Here is a 19,881-nt window from a genome sequence, read left to right on the forward strand (position 1 = left end):
CTCACTCTGCCGGGCTGGGGTGGTCGGCTCCGGCACGTCGGTTGGGTCCGTAGGCTGGGGGGGTGGACTGGACTCGGTACGACGCGGCGTTGTTCGACCTCGACGGGGTGCTGACGCCCACGGCCGAGGTGCACATGCGGGCGTGGGACGAGATGTTCAACGGCTACCTGGGCGACAAGGGGATCGACGAGCCGTACACCGACCAGGACTACTTCGACCACGTCGACGGGCGGCCCCGGTACGAAGGGGTGCGGACGTTCCTGCAGTCGCGGGGGATCGACCTGCCGGAGGGGGACCCGTCCGACGGGCCCGACCAGGAGACGGTCAGTGGACTGGGCAACCGCAAGAACGACGCGTTCAACGCGGTCCTCGCCCGGGACGGCGTGACGGCATACGAAGGGTCGATCCGGCTCCTCGACGCGCTCGAGGGGACGGGCACGAAGATGGCGGTGGTGTCGTCGTCCAAGAACGCGTCGGCCGTGCTCGAGGCCGCAGGCATCGCTGACCGCTTCCCGGTGGTCGTGTCGGGGGCCGTCGCCACCGAGCTCGGGCTCGCCGGCAAGCCGTCGCCCGAGACGTTCCTCCACGCCGCGGAAGCGCTCGGGGTGACCAAGGAGCGTGCGGTGGTGCTCGAGGACGCGACGTCCGGCGTCCGCGCCGGGCGGGAGGGCGACTTCGGGCTGGTCGTCGGGGTCGACCGGGGCGCGGGCGCGTCGGCGCTCACCGAGGCGGGGGCCGACCTCGTGGTGCGGGACCTCGTGGAGCTCCTCCCGTGACGAGCGAGGAGCTCTTCACGCATGACCCGATGGACCGTCAGCGGTTCCCGGTGGACGAGTGGCGCCTGGTGGAGACGTTCCCCAGTGACGCCGATGTGGGCGTCACCGAGACGCTGTTCGCGGTGGGCAACGGCTACCTCGGCATGCGGGGCAACCAGCCCGAGGGGCGGCCGACGGTGAGCCACGGAACCTATGTCAACGGGTTCCACGAGACGTGGGAGATCCACCACGCCGAGCAGGCCTTCGGCTTCGCGCACACGGGCCAGACGATCGTCAACGCGCCCGACAGCAAGGTCATGAAGCTCTACGTCGACGACGAGCCGCTGCTGCTGTCGACGGCCGACCTCCTCGAGTACGAACGCTCGCTCGACTTCCGTGACGGTGTCGCCCGGCGCCACCTCGTCTGGCGCACCCCCTCGGGCAAGGTCGTCCGGGTCGACACCAGCCTGATGATCTCGTTCACCGAACGCCACCTGTCGGTCATGACGATCGAGGTGACGATGCTCGCCGGCTCGGCCCCCGTGGTCATCTCGAGCCAGATCCTCAACCGCCAGGACGGGGCCGACGAGTACCTCGACGGCGGCCTCATGGCCGAGAAGGGGTGGGACCCGCGTCAGGCCGGCGAGTTCATGTCGCGCGTCCTCGAGCCGCAGGGCAACTGGAACAGCGGTCGTCGGATGATCCTGGGCTACCGGTGCGCCCGATCTCGGATGACCATCGCCGTCGGGGCCGACCACTCCATCGAGACGGCCAACAACGTCGAGGAGCTCATCGACACCGAGCCGGACCTCGCCAAGAAGGTCTACCGGGTGGACGCCGCCGAGGGCCAGCCGATCCGGATCACCAAGGCGGTCGCGTACCACACCTCGCGCGGCGTCCCCACGCGCGAGCTGTTCGACCGCTGTCGGCGCACGCTCGACCGGGTGCGTCGCGACGGCATCGCCCACCAGTTCAGGCAGCAGCGGGAGTGGGTCGACAAGTACTGGCTCAACGCGGACGTCGAGGTCGAGGGCCAGCCGGAGCTGCAGCAGGCGATCCGGTGGAACCTCTTCCAGATCGCCCAGGCCGCGGCGCGCGCCGACCAGCTCGGCGTGGGAGCCAAGGGCGTCACCGGCAGCGGGTACGAGGGCCACTGCTTCTGGGACACCGAGATCTATGTCGTCCCCTTCCTCGCCTACACCTTCCCGGTGGCGGCCAAGAATCTTCTGCGCTTCCGGGTCAACCTCCTCGACCGGGCCCGGGAGCGGGCCCGCGAGCTGGCCCAGCGGGGCGCGCTCTTCCCGTGGCGCACGATCAACGGGCTCGAGGCGTCGGCCTACTACGCGGCCGGCACGGCGCAGTACCACATCGACGCGGACATCGCGTATGCCGTTGCGCGCTACTGCGACGCCACCGGCGACACCGCGTTCCAGCGACGTGACGGCGCCGAGATCCTCGTCGAGACCGCGCGCATGTGGGCCGACCTCGGGTTCTGGCGCGTCGACGGGTCGCGCACCTTCCACATCCACGGCGTGACCGGACCGGACGAGTACACGACAGTCGTCAACAACAACCTCTTCACCAACGTCATGGCCCGCTTCAACCTCGAGCGGGCCGCGGCCGCGGTGCGCGAGCTGCGCGAGGCCGACCCGACGGCCTACGAGCGGTTCCGCTCCCGGCTCGCGCTGCAGGACGGAGAGGTCGAGGAGTGGGAGGAGTGCGCCGCCCACATGTCCATCCCCTTCGACGAGGGCCTGGGCATCCACCCGCAGGACCAGAACTTCCTCGACCGCGAGCTGTGGGACCTCTCGGCCACGCCTCCCGAGAAGCACCCGCTCCTGCTCAACTACCACCCACTCGTCATCTACCGGTTCCAGGTGCTCAAGCAGGCCGACGTCGTGCTCGCGATGCTGCTGCAGGGCAACCGCTTCACGCTCGAGCAGAAGCGCCGGAACTTCGAGTACTACGACCCGATCACCACGGGCGACTCCTCGCTCAGCGCGGTCGTGCAGTCGATCATCGCCGCCGAGGTGGGTCACCACCGGATGGCGATGCACTACTTCCGGATGGGCCTGTTCGTCGACCTCGCCGACCTGCACGACAACACCTCCGACGGCGTGCACATCGCCTCCGCGGGCGGTGTCTGGAACGCCCTGGTCTACGGCTTCGCCGGGATGCGCGACCATGGCGGGGGGCTGACCTTCGATCCCCGCCTGCCCGAGGCCTGGCCACGGCTGAAGTTCCGGATGCGCCTGCGCGACAGCCGGATCCGTGTCGAGGTCGAGCAGGAGTCGATCACCTTCACGCACGTCGACGGCGAGCCCGTGACCGTCGCGGTGCGCGGGACCTCCTACGACGTGGCCGCGGGGGAGCCGGTCCGCGTCGCGCTCGACGGCCAGGGACCGCGGCTGACCCACATCGTCCCCCGGGAGCCGTCCCCGATCGTCCGCTCCGACGGGACCGTCGTGACGGCCGGCGTCCCGACGGACTTCGACGCCCTCGACGAGGAGGCCGGATAGCCGTCGTCGCTGCGTGCCTGCGCGACTGACCCGCTCGGGCGCGTGCTTCGGCCTCGGGGGTGACCTAGGCTCCGGACCCATGACGGTGCAGCGGGTGCGGATCGACCTCGCCTACGACGGCACCGACTTCTCGGGCTGGGCGGTCCAGCCCGGTCGGCGGACCGTCGAGGGCGAGCTCTCGGCTGCGCTGACGACGCTCCTGAGGGCGCCGGAACCGGTGCGGCTCACCGTCGCCGGACGGACCGATGCGGGGGTCCATGCCCGCGGCCAGGTGGCCCATGCCGACGTCGACGCGTCGCTGTATGCCGCCGTGCCCGGCCGGTCCTCCCGCTCACCGGAGGAGGCGGCCCGCACCCGGCTGGCCGGCATACTCCCGCCCGACGTCGTCGTGCAGAAGGTGAGCCGGGCTGCCGAGGGCTTCGACGCCCGGTTCTCCGCGGTGCACCGTCGCTACCTCTACCGCATCTGTGACGACCTCGGTGCGCTCGACCCGTTGCGACGGCGGGACACGGTGGTCGTCAAGGACCGGCTGGACGTCGAGGCGATGGAGGCGGCGGCTGCGCACCTCAGGGGCCTGCACGACTTCGCGGCGTTCTGCCGGAGGCGCGAGGGTGCGACGACGGTGCGCACCCTGCTCGAGTTCACGTGGGAGCGTCAGTGGGACGGAACGGTCGCGGCCACGGTGGTCGCGGATGCCTTCTGCCACAGCATGGTTCGCGCACTGGTGGGATCCGTGGTCCCGGTGGGGCAGAGGCGTGCGGAGGTCGACTTCCCGCGACAGATCCTGTCCGCACGTGCGCGCGATCCGCGGGTCACCGTAATGCCGGCGCACGGTCTCTCGCTCGAGAAGGTGGGCTACCCGCCGGACGAGGCGCTGGCCGCCCGCGCCGAGGAGGCTCGCGCCACGCGCGTCCTGCCCGACTGAGATGGGCTCAGCGGGTGATGGCGACGTCGTCGCCACGCAGGTGGGCCCGGAAGCCGCCCTCCTGCACGGAGACCGACGTGAGGGCCATGCCCTCGGGCACGCCCTCGACGGTGTGCCGGATCGTCACGAGCTGCCGGACGAGCGCCGAGGCCGCCGAGTCCAGCCAGTCCGGACCGTCGAGGTCGATCGTCTCGGGCTCGATGACGAGCCGGCCGTCGACAGCGCGCACGGTGCCTGTCGCGCTCACCTCGACGTCACGCCCCAGGACGTTCACCCGACGGCTCAGACCCGCCAGGCCGGCGTCGGCGGCATACAGCTCCACGCCGCCACCGATCTGGGCGGCCGCGGTCTCGAACGGCAGCGTCGCGTCGATGTCCAGCCGCCCGGCCCGCAGCCCGTCGGACGTCAGGGTCACGGCGGACCCCACCGCAGTCACGTCGCGCAGGCCGCCGTCGGCCGTGGCGACGTCCGCGCTGGTCAGGCGGACGTCACGCAGCCAGGTCTCGCCGACGGCGAGGTCGGGCGGAGGGGACCCAGGGGTCGAGGCGGAGGATCGGGGAGAGGGGACGTCCGCGCCGGAGCCCGGGCTGCCGATCGACAGGACGAGCGCGAGGACCGCGACGACGAGGGCGACGAGCATCGAGACGGCCCCGAGCACGAACTGCTTCACGCGCCACATCCTGCCCTGTGTTCCTGAGGCAGACGTGTCGGTCTGCCCCGGGCACACGAGGCGAGTCGCAGGGTTCATGTAAAACGTTTTCGCAGCTAGCCTCTGCGACAGACATCCCATCCGCGGGGCCGACGACGGCAGCGCGGCACCCCGGAGGAGCAACGATGCCCAGTCCACGACGCCTGCTTGCCGTCGCAGCAGGAGCCGCAGTCGCCCTGACGCCCGTGGTGGGAGCCTCCCTCCCCGCTGCGGCGGAGACGGTGAGCGTCGCCCTCGTCGGCTCGCTCCAGGACGAGATCGGCTGCTCCGCCGACTGGCAGCCCGACTGCAGCGCCTCGGAGCTGACCCAGGTCGGTGACACGACGGCATACCGCAAGACGTTCACCGTGCCGGCCGGCACCTACGAGTACAAGGTCGCACTGGGCGACTCCTGGGCCGTGAACTACGGCGCCGGTGGCGTCCTCGACGGGCCGAACATGCCGCTCGTCCTCGAGGGGCCGGCCACGCTGGAGTTCACCTACGACCACACCACCCACGTCACGAGCCTCACCCCGACGAACCTCTCGGGCGGCACGACGTCGGCGGACGCGGAGCTCGCGCAGAGCTCGCTGCGCTCCCCGCTCACCCGCGAGCGCTTCTACTTCCTCATGGCGGACCGCTTCGCCAACGGGCGCACCGACAACGACCGCGGCGGACTCACCGGCGGGCCGCTGACGACCGGGTTCGACCCCACCCACAAGGGCTTCTACCACGGTGGCGACCTCAAGGGTGTCATCGACAAGCTCGACTACATCAAGGGCATGGGCACGACGGCGATCTGGCTCACCCCGAGCTTCAAGAACAAGCCGGTCCAGGGCAAGCCGGGCGAGGAGAGCGCCGGCTACCACGGCTACTGGATCACCGACTTCACCCAGATCGACCCGCACCTCGGCACCAACGAGGAGATGAAGGCGCTCATCGCGGCGGCGCACGCGAAGGGGATGAAGGTCTTCTTCGACATCATCACCAACCACACCGCCGACGTCATCGGCTACGAGGAGCAGCAGTACACCTACCGCTCCAAGAAGAACTTCCCCTACAAGGACGCCGCGGGGGAGGCCTTCGACGACCGCGAGTACGTCAACGAGACCTTCCCGGAGATGGACCCGGCGACGTCGTTCCCGTACACCCCGGTCCTGCGGCCGGGTGACGAGGACGCCAAGACCCCGGCGTGGCTCAACGACCCGCTGATGTACCACAACCGCGGTGACTCGACCTTCGCCGGCGAGTCCTCGACCTACGGTGACTTCATCGGCCTCGACGACCTGTTCACCGAGCGGCCCGAGGTCGTCAAGGGCATGGGCGAGATCTACAAGCAGTGGGTCGACTTCGGCATCGACGGCTTCCGGATCGACACCGTCAAGCACGTCAACCTCGAGTTCTGGCAGAAGTTCATGCCCGACCTGCTCGGGCACGCCGCCAAGAAGAACGAGGACTTCTTCGCGTTCGGCGAGGTCTACGACGGCAACCCGGCGGTCATGTCCGAGTACACGACCCGCGGCAAGCTCCAGGCCACCCTCGACTTCGGCTTCCAGCAGCAGGGCATCGACTTCGCCAAGGGGAAGCCGGCCGGCGCGCTCGCGGACTTCTTCGCCAAGGACGACTGGTACACCGACGCCGACAGCAACGCCTACCAGCTGCCGACCTTCCTCGGGAACCACGACATGGGGCGCGCCGCGATGTTCCTCAAGGAGGGTGTCACCTCCGAGGCGCAGCACCTGGCGCGGGTGAAGTTCGCCGACTCGCTGATGTTCGCCACCCGCGGCAACCCGGTCACCTACTACGGCGACGAGCAGGGCTTCGTCGGGACCGGTGGCGACCAGCTCGCCCGCGAGGACATGTTCGCGAGCAAGGTCGACGTCTACAACACCGAGGACGTCCTCGCGGGGCCCGAGGGCTCGCGCGACCGCTACGACACCACGCACCCGCTCTACGAGCACCTGCGGCAGCTGTCCGCGGTGCGCGCCAAGCACCCGGCACTCGCCGACGGTGCGCAGGTGAACCGCTTCGCGGCCGAGGGGGCCGGCATCTTCGCCGTGTCCCGCATCGACGCCGGCCAGAAGGTCGAGTACGTCGTGGCCGCCAACAACGGCAGCACGGCGTCGACCGCGACGTTCCCGACGTGGAGCAAGGGCAAGGGCGTCGTCTTCACGCCGGTCTCCGGGACCGACACGGCGGTCAAGCCGGCCGCCGACGGCTCCGTCAAGGTCACGGTGCCGCCGCTCACGGTGAGCGTGTGGCGCGCCAACAAGCCGATCAGCACCACCGGCGCTGCGCCGACCATCGAGCTGACCGCCGGGACGGGCACCGCGGTGGCCGGTCGCGCCGAGGTGGCCGCGGACGTCACCGCGAGCACCTTCGCGCAGACGACCTTCCTCTACCGCCCGGTGGGCACGTCGACCTGGCGTCCGGCCGGGACCGACGACAACGCGCCGTTCCGCATTTTCCACGACGTGGCCGGTATGCCGCTCGGCTCGGTGCTCGAGTACCGCGCGGTCGTGCGTGACGCCGCCGGGCGGGTGGCCGCAGACGGCACGTGGGCCTCGGTGGTCGCGGAGTCCACCGGCGGTTCGACGCAGGGTGAGATCGGTGACCCCCCGGCGACCCAGCCGACCGCTGTCTCCGTCCCGGGTACGCACAACTCCGAGATGGGCTGCCCGACGAACCTCGGCGTCAGCGGTGACTGGGCGCCGGACTGCGACCAGGCCCAGCTGGCGCTGGACCCGGACGACCTCATCTGGAAGAAGACCTTCACCATCACGCCGGGCCCGTACTCCTACAAGGTCGCCCACGACCGCTCGTGGACCGAGTCCTACGGTGACGGCGGCGGCAGCGCCAACATCTCGTACGAGACCGTGGACGGCACGGTGACCTTCTTCTACGACCCGCGCACCCACTGGGGCACCTCGGACGAGCAGACCGAGATCATCACCGCAGCGGGCACGTTTCAGACCGAGCTCGGGTGCCCGGCTGACTGGAGCCCCGACTGCATGAGGCCGTGGCTGCAGGACAAGGACGGTGACGGCGTCTTCACCTGGGCGACGACGAAGATCCCCGCGGCGACATACACGTTCAAGATCGCCCACGACCAGTCGTGGACCGAGAACTACGGCGAGGGCGGTGTCCGCGACGGTGCCGAGATGAGCGTGACGGTCCCGGCGGACGGGGCGACGACGAACTTCGTCTACGACTCGAAGACGCACCGCACCACCGTGACGAGCAGCGTGGTCACACCCTGACCGCCTGATCGCTTCCGCACCGGGATGCCCGGGACCGACATCCGCGTCGGTCCCGGGCATCCCGTCGTCGGGGTCAGTCGGCGTCGGTGGCGTAGCGCAGCCGGACGAGGTCCGAACCGTCCCAGCGGTGCACGTCGAGGAGCCGGAACCGTGACGGGCCTGCTGACTCGAAGGCCGGGATGCCGCCTGCCCCGACGATGCCGGGGCCGAACAGGAGGTGCAGCTCGTCGACGAGGCCGTGGGCGAGCAGGTCGTTCCACAGCACGTGGCTGCCGAACACGACGACGTGACCGCTCGCACCGCCTTCGCCCTCCCGGAGCGCCCGCACCGCGTCATGGGCGTGGGCCCGGCGCACGATGCGCGTGGTGCCCGCCCACGGCGCGGTGTCGTCGGCGGTCAGGGTGTCGGAGACCACGACCTTCTCGACCGCCCAGTTGAGCCGGGAGATCTCCCGCTCCAGCTCCGGTTGGTCCGGGTCGTCCCGGACGCCCGGCCAGTAGTCGCGGAACCCGAGGAAGCTCGTCCGCCCGAGGAGCACGGTGCCGGCGCCGCGGAGCAGCTCGACGTTGTTGTCGCTGAAGCCGTCGTCGAACGGCATGGCCATGACGTCACCACCGGGCCCGGTGAAGTGGCCGTCGAGGGAGAGGATCTGGCTGACGATGACCTTGCGCATGGTGTGCTCCTTCGTCGAGGTGAGGGGACTCACCCCTGCGACGGTGCCACCTCCGGGTCCTCGGCGCCCAGGGCCCGCGACTTCTCGCCGCGCAGCGCCGGGAGGTAGAGGAAGGCACCGAGGACGCTGACGAGCCCGGCCACGACCATGGCGGCCTGCACCGACGTCGTCGCGGCGAGCGCCCCGAGCGCCGGCGCCGCGACGGACCCGCCCGCCTGCATGACCATGGAGTTGATCGACAGCACCGTCGCGCGGTTGCGGGCGCTCGCCTCGCGGTGGAGCAGTGCGGAGTGCGGTGCGCCGCCCACGCCGTGCAGCATGTAGGTCACGAGGTAGGCGCCGACCAGCCCGACCGGGCCGAGCATCAGGCCCATCACGGCGGCGCCCAGGCCGTTGAGGACGCGGGCGGCGATCGCGGCCCGCACGACTCCCCAGCGGCGCATGGCCCGTCCGGCGACCACTGAGCCGAGGGCGAAGACCGCCCAACCGCCGGCGGCCACCGGGCCGAGCAGGGCGCCGGCGTCGGTGGTGCTGCCGAGCATCTCGGCCAGCCGGATGGGAAGCATCGACTCGAAGACCACCATGCCGATGACCCAGAACAGCTCGACGCCGACGAGCCCGGCGAGGACCCGGTTGTGTCGCAGCAGCGTCAGGCCGTCGCCGATGACCTGTGGCGTGTCCTTGGCCGAGTCGAGCGCCTGACGTGCCCGGGTCGCCTGCGACGGCTGGCGTGGCTCATGGACCATCGTCAGGGTGAGGACGAGGTGCGCCACCGCGAAGACGATGGAGACGACGATGGGGAGAGCGATGGCGCTGTCGTCCTCGAAGGGGTGCCACAGGATGAGTCCGCCGGACGCCAGCGACCCTCCGGCGATGGCGACCCCGACGACGGTGCCCTGGGCCGCGAGGGCCTGGTCGACGTCGGCCCCGGGCTCGGTGAGGTGCACGGTGTCGACGAACCAGGCCTCGAGCGGGCCGGAGTCGAGAGCGCGGTAGATCCCCAGGAAGCCCGCCGCCAGGGCGAACTGCCAGAACGTCGTCGCGGTCAGGTAGAGCACGCTCGCGACGATGTTGACCACGCCGGCGGCGACGAGGACCGCCTTGCGGCCGAAGGCGTCGGCGAACCCGCTCGTCGGCAGCTCGAGCAGCAGGACCATGATCCCCTGCGCTGCGCCGTAGGTCAGGGTCTGCTGGACGGTGAGGCCGCGTTCGAGCGCGAAGAGGGTGAACACGCCGATGACGAACCCGACGGGCAGCCAGCGGGTGGCGCTGAGCAGCAGCAGGACACGCCGGGCCGCCGCGGGGGAGAGGTGCGTGCTCACGAGTCCTCCCCGCGGGGAATCCGGTCGAGGTCGAGGGGATAGGCCACCGTGTAGACGGCCAGGCGCCGGGCGGCGGGGTTGCCCTGCCCCACCCGGCGGTAGCGGTCGACGATCTCGTCGATCTCGGCGCGCATGGCCTGCAGCTGGGCCGGCGTGGCCACGACGTAGGAGTCGTTCATCCCGGCCGCGTCGCGCCACTCGACCGGCCAGGCGGTCTCGACGTCCAGCCACTTCTCGAACTGCTCGGCGAAGTGGCGGGTGTAGTCGCGCACGAGCCAGTTGAGGGCCGTCTCCGAGTCCTCGTCGCCGGCGAAGTCGCTCGGCTCGAACTGGTGGCTCTCGGTCGCCGCACGCCAGAGGCGACGCTTGCCCTCGCCCTCCCGGGTGTCGGCGACGAGGCCGACCGACTCGAGCTTGCGGAGGTGGTAGCTCGTCGCGCCCGAGTTGGTCCTGAGGGAGGTGGCGAGGTCCGTCGCCGTCGCCGGGCCGCCCAGCCGCAGTGCGGACAGCAGCCGTGACCGCAGCGGATGGGCGAGGACCTTGAGGGACGTGGCGTCCAGCCGTATGCCGGTCAGCGGGGTGCCGTGCGCAGTCTCGTCGAGGGTCATGCGTGCACAATACCTCTGCACACTCCGTGTGCACAAGATCTGTGCACGACAATCCGTGGTGGGTATTCGTGCAGGTCAGACGCGGTTTCTGGGGTCTTCTACGGCAATTTGGGTGCTCGGGCGCCGACCCGTAAACTTGAGGACTGTTGTGCCGTGCGCCCTCTCCGGGGTGGCCCGAGAGGTGAGAACCCTGGCGGGAGCACACGGCATACCCCTGTCGTCCGGGTGGTCTCCCGCGTCAGGTTCCCGTTCCATCCACACGTTAGGTAACACCGTGCGTACCTTCACCCCGAAGTCGGGCGACATCACGCGGCAGTGGCACGTCATCGACGCCACTGACGTCGTGCTGGGGCGCCTCGCGAGCCAGACCGCGATCCTCCTGCGCGGCAAGCACAAGGCGACCTTCGCCCCCCACGTCGACACCGGTGACTTCGTCATCATCATCAACGCCGACAAGGTGGCCCTCACCGGCTCCAAGGCCGAGCAGAAGCGCGCCTACCGCCACTCGGGCTTCCCCGGTGGTCTCAAGAGCCGCACCTACGTCGAGATGCTCGACAAGTTCCCGGAGAAGGCCGTCGAGAAGGCCGTCCGCGGCATGCTCCCCCGCACCACCCTCGGTCGTGCGCAGCTGACCAAGCTCAAGGTCTACTCCGGCTCCGAGCACCCCCACGCGGCCCAGCAGCCCAAGCCCTTCGAGATCACCCAGGTGGCCCAGTAATGACCGAGAACACCTCCATCGAGTCGGACGTCGACCTCGGCACCGACGCCGACGACGTCGAGATCACCGAGTACACCTCGGAGTCCTCCGGCGACGTCGCGGGCGAGCCCACCCGTCGCCCCACCGCCTCCGCCCCCGGCGCTGCCACCGGTCGCCGCAAGCAGGCCATCGCCCGCGTGCGCATCGTCCCCGGCACCGGTGAGTGGAAGATCAACGGCCGCACCCTCGAGGGCTACTTCCCCAACAAGGTGCACCAGCAGATCGTCAACGAGCCCCTCAAGGTCCTCGAGCTCGACGGCGCCTACGACGTGCTCGTGCGCGTCCACGGCGGTGGCCCCTCCGGCCAGGCCGGCGCCGTCCGTCTCGGTGTCGCCCGCTCGCTCAACGGGGTCGACGAGGAGCTGAACCGTCCGGCGCTGAAGAAGGCCGGCTTCCTCACCCGTGACGCCCGCGTCCCGGAGCGCAAGAAGGCTGGTCTCAAGAAGGCCCGCAAGGCGCCCCAGTACTCCAAGCGCTGATCCGGCGCTTCGCGCCACTCAGCGCTTGGCTCCTCAATCGCTGATCCGGCTGCGCGCTCCTGTTGCGCGCTCCGCACCGAAGGCGGCATCCCCGTGGGGTGCCGCCTTCGGCGTGCGGCGGTAGGTTGTCTCGTCGGCCGTTCCACGGTCCACGACCCGCAGGACGAGGAAAGGCACGGCACACGCATGGCACGACTGTTCGGGACCGACGGGGTCCGAGGGCTCGCCAACGTCGACATCACGGCGGACCTGGCCCTGCAGCTGGCCGTCTCCGCGGCGCACGTCCTCGGTCGGGAGGCCCGTGAGGCCGGTCGTCGCCCCAAGGCCGTGGTGGGACGCGACCCGCGGGCCTCGGGTGAGTTCCTCGGCGCCGCGGTCGTCGCCGGCCTCGCCTCGGCCGGTGTCGACGTCCACAACGTGGGGGTGCTCCCCACGCCCGCGGTGGCCTTCCTGACCTCGGACATGGACGCCCACTTCGGCGTCATGCTCTCGGCCTCGCACAACGCCATGCCCGACAACGGCATCAAGTTCTTCGCGTCCGGCGGGCACAAGCTTCCCGATGCAGTCGAGGACGAGATCGCGGCAGGTCTGGGCGGGGAGTGGGAGCGCCCGACCGGTGCCCAGGTCGGGCGGGTCCACCAGAACCGCGCCGGGCAGGCCCGCTACGTCGCCCACCTCCTCGACGCCCTCCCCAACCGCCTCGACGGCCTCTGCGTCGTCATCGACGGCGCCCACGGGGCGGCCTCGTCCGTCTCACCGGAGGTCTTCCGGCTCGCCGGCGCCGATGTCATCGAGATCGGCACGGAGCCGGACGGCCTCAACATCAACGACGGCTACGGGTCCACCCACCTCGATCACCTCAAGCAGGCCGTCACCTCCAGGGGCGCCCACCTCGGTATCGCGCACGACGGTGACGCGGACCGCTGTCTGGCCGTCGACGCGGACGGCAACGAGGTCGACGGCGACCAGATCATGGGCATCCTCGCGGTCGCGCTCAAGGAGCGCGGGGCCCTGGCCGGCAACACCCTCGTCGCCACCGTGATGAGCAACCTCGGCCTGCTCCAGGCGATGGAGCGCGAGGGCATCACCGTCAAGCAGACTGCGGTGGGAGACCGCTATGTCCTCGAGGAGATGCGCCGCTCCGGGCACACGCTCGGTGGCGAGCAGTCGGGGCACGTCATCCTCGCGGAGCACGGCACGACCGGTGACGGCGTCCTCACCGGGCTCATGCTCGCCGCCCGCATGGCGGAGACGGGGCGCACCATCGCCGACCTGGGCACGGTGATGACCCGGATGCCGCAGGTACTCGTCAACGTCAAGGGCGTCGACAAGGCCCGCGTGGACAGCGACGAGGGCGTGCAGGCCGCCGTCGCCACTGAGTCCGCACTGCTCGACGGCAAGGGCCGGGTGCTGCTGCGCAAGTCCGGCACCGAGCCCGTGGTCCGGGTCATGGTCGAGGCCGTCACCGCGGAGGACGCGCAGGCCGTCGCCGAGCGCCTCGTCGCCGTCGTCAAGGACCGCCTCACCCTCTGACCCGCCGACTGATTGCCCCAGAACGACCGCAGGAGCCCCGAATCGGGGCTCCTGCGGTCGTTCTGGGGCAATAAGTGAGAAGGGCCGGGGCCGAGCCTGCGCCGTCGTGCTGGCCGTGCGGGGCGCGGCGACCTCAGTGGTGCGTCTCGAGCGTCGGGTCCGCTCGTGTGCCGGCTGTGTCGGCGACGTGGCGCTTGGCGTATGCCGCGTCCTCGGCTCCCGGGTCGACGTGCGTCGGGTCGAGCACGCGCTGGAGGAAGACGCGCGTGCGCTCCTCCTGCGGTTCGCCGATGACCTGGCTGGGAGCTCCCTCCTCGACGATGTTGCCCCCGTCCATGAAGATGACGCGGTCCGCGACCTCACGGGCGAAGGCCATCTCGTGGGTGACGACGAACATCGTCATGCCCTCGCTCGCGAGCCGGCGCATGACCGAGAGGACGTCACCGACGAGCTCGGGGTCGAGGGCGGACGTGGGCTCGTCGAAGAGCATGAGCTGGGGGTCCATCGACAGCGCCCGGGCGATCGCGACACGCTGCTGCTGTCCGCCGGAGAGCTGGGCCGGGTAGGCGTCGGCCTTGTCGGAGAGCCCGACCTTGTCGAGGTTCTCGCGAGCCTTGGCCTGGGCCTCCTCCTTGCCGCGCTTGAGCACGGTGGTCTGGGCCACGGTGCAGTTGTCGAGGACCGACAGGTGCGGGAAGAGGTTGAACTGCTGGAAGACCATGCCCATGTTGCGACGGATCGAGTCGATGTCGCAGTCGGGGTCGGTGACCTCGTCCCCGCCGACCTTGATCGACCCGCTCGTGGGCTGCTCCAGCAGGTTGATGCAGCGCAGGAAGGTCGACTTGCCCGACCCGGACGGGCCGATGACACACACGACCTCGCCCTGGTGGATCGTCGCGTCGAGGCCCCGGAGGACGTGGTTGGAGCCGAACGACTTGTGCAGGTCGGTGACCTCGACGACGGGCGTTCCGGTGGCGGACATGCTCAGCGCTCCTTCTTCTGACGGGCTTCCATGCGACGCACGATGAGGGACAGGGGGAGGGTGATGATGAGGTAGCAGAAGCCCGCCACGACGAGGGGGGTCAGGCTGGCGTTGTCGCTCGACAGCTGCCGCCCGTACTTGGTGAGCTCGTAGCCACTCGCCGAGAGGCCGAGGACGTAGACCAGCGAGGAGTCCTTGACGAGCAGGATGAGCTCGTTGGTCAGCGGTGGGGTGATGACCCGGAACGCCTGCGGAAGGACGATCTTGCGGGTCGCGACACCGGCCGGCATACCGAGGGAACGAGCCGCCTCGATCTGGCCCGGGGGGACCGCCTGGATGCCCGCGCGAATGGTCTCGGCCATGTACGCGGAGGCCACCAGGCCGAGGGCGACCCAGACCGTGCCGTACGGGTCGTAGGGGATGACGAACCCTTCGAAGGCGAGCGACATGAGCCCGAACGCGATGAAGACGATGATCGCCGGCAGGCCACGGAAGAACTCGATCCAGACCGTCGCGAGCCAGCGGTAGGGGGCGACGGACGACAGGCGCATGAGGGCGAGGACGGTGCCCAGGAGGAGGCCGATGACGAAGGCACCCGCGGTGTAGACGATCGTGTTCTTGAGTGCGGAGCCCACGCCCTGGGTCAGCGTGTCCCTGATCAGCTGGGGGTCGAAGAACTGCTCCCCGATCTGCGGCCAGTTCGCGGTCAGGCCGAGGGCGAGCGCCACGACGACGAGCAGGGCGTACTGGGCCCAGCGGATCCGTTGGGCGCGCTTGCGCGGGGACAGCTTCTTCTTCGCGGGAGCTTCAGTGGTGCTGCTGGTGCTCATCGGATCTCCTACCGACCTGCGGATGCTGGAACCAGAGACGCCGAAGGGCGGCGGTCCGGTCGAACCGTACCGCCGCCCTCGGCGTCGAAGGAAGGATCACTTCGGGGCGTCGACCCCGAACCACTTCTTGTAGATCTCGTTGTAGCGACCGTCGGCCTTGGCGGCCTTGAGGACCTCGTTGGCCTTCTCCGCCATCTTGGTGCCGTTGGGGTCGTCCTTCTTGAACATCAGGCCGTACTGCTCGCCGGTGTCGAACTCCTTGACGACCTCGGTCGTCGGGTTGTCCTTGGCGTAGTCGAGCAGCGGGCCGTTGTCGTTGATCGCACCGTCGACGCGGCCGGCGAGCACACCCGCGAGCTGCGTCGGCAGGTCGTCGAAGACGACCGGCGTGAACCCGTTGGCGTCCTTCTCCTTCTCGGCGAACTCCTGGCCCGTGGTGTCGGTCTGAACGCCGAGCTTCTTGCCCTTGAGGCTGGCGAGGTCGGTGACACCCGAGTCCTTCTTGACGATCAGGGCCGCCGTGGAGTCGAAGTAGGGGTCGGAGAAGAGCACGGCCTTCTTGCGCTCGTCGTTGATGGTGGTCGCGCCGTAGCCGGCGTCGCACTTCTTGGCGGCGAACGCCGCGCCGGAGGTGATGGTCGCGAACTCGATGTCGACGACCTCCTGCTCGAGGCCGAGCTCCTTGGCGACGAGGTCCATGAGGTCGACGTCGAAGCCGACGACCTTGGAGCCCTCCTTGAACTCGAACGGCTTGTAGGACAGGTGCGTGCAGGCCTTGAGCTTGCCCGACTCGATCGTCGTGATGCCGCTGGCGTTGGAGGCGGCGGGGTCGGCGTCGCCGTCACCGTCGCTGGAGCCGCACGCCGCAAGGGCGAGGGCGGAGACGAGGGCCACGGCAGCGAAGGTGCTGGCGCGACGGGTACGTGAGGTGGTCACCGGGTACTCCTTGGCAGTAGTGGACGTGGTCGACCCACGTCTGACTAGTCGCTGACCCTACCCAGCGGCGGACCGAATCGACCGGATTCGTGCGATCGGACGCCCGAATCGTGACCTGTGGGGGCAGCCCGTCAGCGCTGGTGGGCCGCGATGATCCGCGCGTACTCCTGCCCGGAGTCCTTGACGGTCCGCTGCTGCGTGTCGTAGTCGACGTGGACGATCCCGAAGCGCTTGCTGTAGCCGAACGCCCACTCGTAGTTGTCCATGAGGGACCACGCGAAGTAGCCGCGGACGTCCGCCCCGTCCTTGATCGCCCGGTGTCCCGCCTCGAGGTGGCCGTGGAGGTATGCCGTCCGGTCCGGGTCGTGGACTGCACCGTCCGCGTCGACCTCGTCCGGCCACGCGGAGCCGTTCTCGGTGATGTAGATGGGCAGCCCCGACTCCTTCGACGACCGCAGGATGATGTCGTGGTGGCTGTCAGGGGAGATCTCCCAGCCCATGTCGGTGAGCGGGGGCCGCGGGGGGGTCTCCTCGACGCCGTCGCAGCCGGGCATGGGGTTTCGCGCCCCCTCCGAGAAGCGGACCCGGGTCGGGAAGTAGTTGTTGACACCCAGGTTGTCCAGCGGCGCGCTCGTGACCGCGAGGTCGCCGTCGTGGATCCAGGAGTGGTCGGTGAGGTGCGCCGTGTCCTCGAGCATCCCGTCGGGGTAGGCCCCGTGGAAGAGCGGCCCGAAGAAGATCCCGTTGAGCGCGTTGTCGGCCCGACGGACGGCGTCGACGTCGCGCTCGTCCGGGTCGTCGGGACCGTGCACCTGGGTGGGGTTGAGCGTGATGGACACCTCGGCGCCGGGCGACAGCTCCCGGATGACGGGCACCGCCGTTCCGTGGGCGAGCGAGAGGTGGTGGGCGGCCACGAGCGCCTCGGCCGGATCCGTGTGGCCGGGAGCGTGAGCCCCGATGGCGTAGCTGAGGACCGAGGAGCACCAGGGCTCGTTGAGCGTGGTCCAGTTGGTGACCCGGTCACCGAGGGCTCCGACGACGGCGGCGGTGTAGTCGGTGAACCAGTCCTTGATGTCGCGGTCGAGCCAGCCACCACGGTCGTCGAGCACCTGCGGGAGGTCCCAGTGGTAGAGCGTGACGAACGGACGGATGCCGTTGTCGAGCAGCCGGTCGACCAGGCGCGAGTAGAAGTCGAGCCCGACCTGGTTGACCGCCCCCGTCCCGGTGGGGATGACTCTGGGCCAGGCGACCGAGAAGCGGTACGCCTGCAGGCCGAGGTCCTTCATGAGGTCCACGTCGGACTCCATGCGGTGGTAGTGGTCGCAGGCGACCTCACCGGACTCGCCACCCAGCACCTTGCCGGGGGTCGCGGCGAAGGTGTCCCAGATGCACGGCGAGCGTCCGTCCTCCGAGACGGCCCCCTCGATCTGGTAGCTCGCGGTGGCTGCTCCCCAGAGGAAGCCGTCGGGGAAGGTCGTCTGGAACGTCATGGACCCAACGTAGTGCCGCCCACCATCCTCGGGCAGGGTGATGGCATGCCACACGACGCAGTCACCACGACCCTCCACACGATCAGCGCTCCGGCCTGATGGCCGCCGTCACGATCATCGGCGGGCACGGCAAGGTCGCCCTCCGTCTCGCGAGGATCCTCGCTGACTCCGGCCACGACGTCACGTCGTGGATCCGGCGTGGCGACCAGTGCGCGGACATCGAGTCCGTCGGCGCGACGCCGGCCGTCCTCGACGTCGAGTCGATGTCGGTGGCCGACATGGCGTCGGCGCTCGCGGGCGTCGACGTCGTCGTGTGGTCGGCCGGCGCCGGCGGAGGAAGCCCCGAGCGCACCCTCGCCGTCGACCGGGACGCCGCCATCCGCTCCATGGATGGGGCCGCGCAGGCCGGGAGCCCGCTCTACGTCATGGTGTCCTACTTCGGGGCCCGCCTCGATCATGGTGTGCCGCAGGACAACCCGTTCCACACCTATGCCGAGGCCAAGGCGGCGGCCGACGCGCACCTGCGTGCGTCGGCGCTGCGCTGGGTCGTCCTCGGTCCGAGCGCCCTCAGTGACGAGCCCGGCACGGGCCTGATCGAGACCGGCTCCGGAGTGGAGAGCGGGACGGTCTCGCGCGACGACGTGGCCACGGTCGCGGCCCACGTCGTCGACCACCCCGACCTGGCCGGGTCGACCATCGAGTTCAACAACGGCGACACCCCGATCGCCGAGGCGCTCAGCCCGGCGTGACGTCGTCCCCGACGCGCACCGGTCCGGTGCGGTCGGGGATGAGCTGGATCGCGAACCACGTCTTGCCGTCCCACCGGCGGTGGCGCGCGAGCGTGCGGATCGGCTCCGGACCGGTGTCGAGGCTGCGGGGGTCGATCGTCGTCATGACGCAGCGGTCCACCGGTTTGGCCACCCGGAACCCCACCCCACCGATGCGGACGCTCGTCCAGGTGTCCTCGACGAACGGCTCGAGGTCACCGTCGATGACGACGTTCGCCCGGAAGCGCTGCTCCGGCAGCGGGTCGGGCGCGGCGTCACCGCGCTCGACCGCCGTCTCGGCCACCCAGTCCTGCAGCCGCCGCAGGGAGGCCCGGCTCGCGAGGGTCACGGGATAGCCGTCCGCGTATGCCGTGTGGTCCCCGCTCTTGCTGTGGTCCGGGTTGAGCGCCCGCTGGGTCGGGTCCACGCACCTCACCAGCCGGAGGCCGGGGGAACCCAGGACCTCAGAGAGCCAGGCGTCGGCTTCGGGGGAGACGAGCGAGCCGGTGAGGTCGTGGCGGTGCAGCCGGACGGCGACCTCCTCGCCGCTGGCCCCGTCGAGGTGCAGGTCGGGCGCGCCCGGCGCGCGCAGTCGCAGTCCCGACGTCACCTCCTCGCTCGTCTGCGGCGTGTCCGGGACGACGGAGAACAGCCGGTGCAGCTCACGGGCGGAGACGAGTGTCCTGTCGGCGTCGACCACCATCCAGCGGCGGTCACCGGCGAACCCGGCGCGTTCGACGCTCGCCGAGCCCACCGGTCGGATCGCGCAGCTCTTCACCGGGTGCACGTTGAGCGCAACGACCCTCACGGCATGCCTCCTTCGTCGGCTCGTCGCACTCAGGCGCGGTGCTCGAGCAGGCCGGTGTCGACGTCGTAGAGGAAGCCCCCGACCTCGACGGTGTCGGGGATCAGGGGGTGCGAGCGGATCGCCGCGACGTCGGCGCGCAGGGCAGCGTCCTGGTCCGGGACGACGTGGAAGCCCTGCCAGGACGCGTCGGTGCCGGCCTTCTCGCCGATGAGGGCGCGCAGCTCGACCTCGGTGTGCGCCGTCATGGCACAGCGGGTGTGGGGGACCACGAGGATGCGCTGGACGTTGAGGAGGTGCACGCCGAGGACGAGCGCCTCGAGCGCCGCCGCGGTCACGCGACCGCCCGGGTTGCGGAAGATCTTGGCGTCACCGGGGGAGAGCCCGACCATGCCGAGCGGGTCGATGCGGGAGTCCATGCATGTGACCACGGCGACCCCGCTGTGGGCGATGCCGTCGAAGCCGCCGAGCGTGAACCGCTCGGCGAAGGCGGCGTTGGCGGTCAGGAGGTCGTCGAAGGCGGCGGTGGGAGGAGGGTTCTCGTTCACGTCG

At 70.2% G+C, this 19,881-nt stretch carries 18 protein-coding genes; 8 read left to right on the plus strand and 10 right to left on the minus strand.

Translation table 11 applies throughout. From position 1 onward, the window contains the following. Window positions 1-62 precede the first annotated feature (62 nt). From ACOJV9_RS01300 to truA, 3 genes are all read left to right on the plus strand, one after another. Entirely contained in the window at window positions 63-776 is a 714-nt protein-coding gene (locus ACOJV9_RS01300) for an HAD family hydrolase (RefSeq protein ID WP_420183364.1), read from the plus strand. A gap of 29 nt (window positions 777-805) precedes the next feature. Next, window positions 806-3,274 (plus strand): glycoside hydrolase family 65 protein, encoded by a 2,469-nt coding sequence (locus tag ACOJV9_RS01305; protein WP_420183757.1) that lies wholly within the window; start codon window positions 806-808, stop codon window positions 3,272-3,274. A 79-nt stretch (window positions 3,275-3,353) separates the two neighbouring features. Further along, window positions 3,354-4,199, plus strand: a complete 846-nt coding sequence (truA, locus tag ACOJV9_RS01310; protein WP_420183365.1) for a tRNA pseudouridine(38-40) synthase TruA — start codon at window positions 3,354-3,356, stop codon at window positions 4,197-4,199. Window positions 4,200-4,206: 7 nt separating this feature from the next. On the opposite strand, the gene ACOJV9_RS01315 is transcribed toward truA, so the two are convergent. Further along, the gene (locus ACOJV9_RS01315) at window positions 4,207-4,869 is read right to left on the minus strand and encodes an LmeA family phospholipid-binding protein (RefSeq protein WP_420183366.1); all 663 of its coding nucleotides are present in this window, start codon (window positions 4,867-4,869) and stop codon (window positions 4,207-4,209) included. A 164-nt stretch (window positions 4,870-5,033) separates the two neighbouring features. Here ACOJV9_RS01315 and ACOJV9_RS01320 point away from each other — a divergent pair, with 164 nt between their 5' ends. Beyond that, the gene (locus tag ACOJV9_RS01320) at window positions 5,034-8,147 is read left to right on the plus strand and encodes a pullulanase X25 domain-containing protein (protein ID WP_420183367.1); all 3,114 of its coding nucleotides are present in this window, start codon (window positions 5,034-5,036) and stop codon (window positions 8,145-8,147) included. Between the two features lie 73 nt (window positions 8,148-8,220). Here ACOJV9_RS01320 and ACOJV9_RS01325 read toward each other — a convergent pair whose 3' ends face one another. Genes ACOJV9_RS01325 through ACOJV9_RS01335 form a run of 3 tightly spaced genes read right to left on the minus strand, consistent with a single transcriptional unit; the run spans window position 8,221 to window position 10,750 of the window. Then, entirely contained in the window at window positions 8,221-8,853 is a 633-nt protein-coding gene (locus tag ACOJV9_RS01325) for a dihydrofolate reductase family protein (RefSeq protein ID WP_420183368.1), read from the minus strand. Next, window positions 8,850-10,142: an MFS transporter gene (locus tag ACOJV9_RS01330; RefSeq protein ID WP_420183369.1), complete on the minus strand. Its 1,293-nt coding sequence runs from the start codon at window positions 10,140-10,142 to the stop codon at window positions 8,850-8,852. The genes ACOJV9_RS01325 and ACOJV9_RS01330 overlap by 4 nt, the downstream gene beginning before the upstream one ends. Further along, window positions 10,139-10,750, minus strand: a complete 612-nt coding sequence (locus tag ACOJV9_RS01335; protein WP_420183370.1) for an ArsR/SmtB family transcription factor — start codon at window positions 10,748-10,750, stop codon at window positions 10,139-10,141. Before ACOJV9_RS01335 ends, ACOJV9_RS01330 begins: the two co-directional genes overlap by 4 nt. Window positions 10,751-11,024: 274 nt before the next feature. On the opposite strand from ACOJV9_RS01335, the gene rplM reads away from it, so the two are divergent. From rplM to glmM, 3 genes are all read left to right on the plus strand, one after another. Beyond that, window positions 11,025-11,468, plus strand: coding sequence for a 50S ribosomal protein L13 (gene rplM / locus ACOJV9_RS01340; protein ID WP_420183371.1), 444 nt, complete (start codon window positions 11,025-11,027; stop codon window positions 11,466-11,468). Beyond that, entirely contained in the window at window positions 11,468-11,986 is a 519-nt protein-coding gene (gene rpsI / locus ACOJV9_RS01345; RefSeq protein ID WP_420183372.1) for a 30S ribosomal protein S9, read from the plus strand. Before rplM ends, rpsI begins: the two co-directional genes overlap by 1 nt. A gap of 186 nt (window positions 11,987-12,172) precedes the next feature. After that, complete coding sequence (gene glmM / locus ACOJV9_RS01350) at window positions 12,173-13,519, plus strand: phosphoglucosamine mutase (RefSeq protein ID WP_420183373.1); 1,347 nt, start codon at window positions 12,173-12,175, stop codon at window positions 13,517-13,519. Between the two features lie 133 nt (window positions 13,520-13,652). Here glmM and ACOJV9_RS01355 read toward each other — a convergent pair whose 3' ends face one another. From ACOJV9_RS01355 to ACOJV9_RS01370, 4 genes are all read right to left on the minus strand, one after another. Continuing rightward, window positions 13,653-14,501 carry an amino acid ABC transporter ATP-binding protein gene (locus tag ACOJV9_RS01355; RefSeq protein ID WP_420183374.1) on the minus strand — a complete coding sequence of 283 codons (849 nt, stop codon included), beginning with the start codon at window positions 14,499-14,501 and terminating at the stop codon, window positions 13,653-13,655. A gap of 2 nt (window positions 14,502-14,503) precedes the next feature. Continuing rightward, window positions 14,504-15,331, minus strand: a complete 828-nt coding sequence (locus ACOJV9_RS01360; RefSeq protein WP_420183375.1) for an amino acid ABC transporter permease — start codon at window positions 15,329-15,331, stop codon at window positions 14,504-14,506. Window positions 15,332-15,427: 96 nt separating this feature from the next. Continuing rightward, entirely contained in the window at window positions 15,428-16,267 is an 840-nt protein-coding gene (locus ACOJV9_RS01365; protein ID WP_420183376.1) for a transporter substrate-binding domain-containing protein, read from the minus strand. A 131-nt stretch (window positions 16,268-16,398) separates the two neighbouring features. Next, on the minus strand, window positions 16,399-17,757 hold the full coding sequence (locus ACOJV9_RS01370) for a GH1 family beta-glucosidase (RefSeq protein ID WP_420183377.1): 1,359 nt from the start codon (window positions 17,755-17,757) through the stop codon (window positions 16,399-16,401). 98 nt (window positions 17,758-17,855) lie between these two features. On the opposite strand from ACOJV9_RS01370, the gene ACOJV9_RS01375 reads away from it, so the two are divergent. Further along, window positions 17,856-18,506 (plus strand): NAD(P)H-binding protein, encoded by a 651-nt coding sequence (locus tag ACOJV9_RS01375; protein ID WP_420183378.1) that lies wholly within the window; start codon window positions 17,856-17,858, stop codon window positions 18,504-18,506. Here the strand turns inward: ACOJV9_RS01375 and ACOJV9_RS01380 are convergent. Next, window positions 18,493-19,332: an MOSC domain-containing protein gene (locus tag ACOJV9_RS01380; RefSeq protein ID WP_420183379.1), complete on the minus strand. Its 840-nt coding sequence runs from the start codon at window positions 19,330-19,332 to the stop codon at window positions 18,493-18,495. The genes ACOJV9_RS01375 and ACOJV9_RS01380 overlap by 14 nt on opposite strands. 29 nt (window positions 19,333-19,361) lie before the next feature. Beyond that, entirely contained in the window at window positions 19,362-19,877 is a 516-nt protein-coding gene (locus ACOJV9_RS01385; protein WP_420183380.1) for a beta-class carbonic anhydrase, read from the minus strand. Window positions 19,878-19,881 lie beyond the last annotated feature (4 nt).

Origin of the sequence: Knoellia terrae, from assembly GCF_048606435.1 — a bacterium.
Taxonomy (GTDB): domain Bacteria; phylum Actinomycetota; class Actinomycetes; order Actinomycetales; family Dermatophilaceae; genus Knoellia; species Knoellia terrae.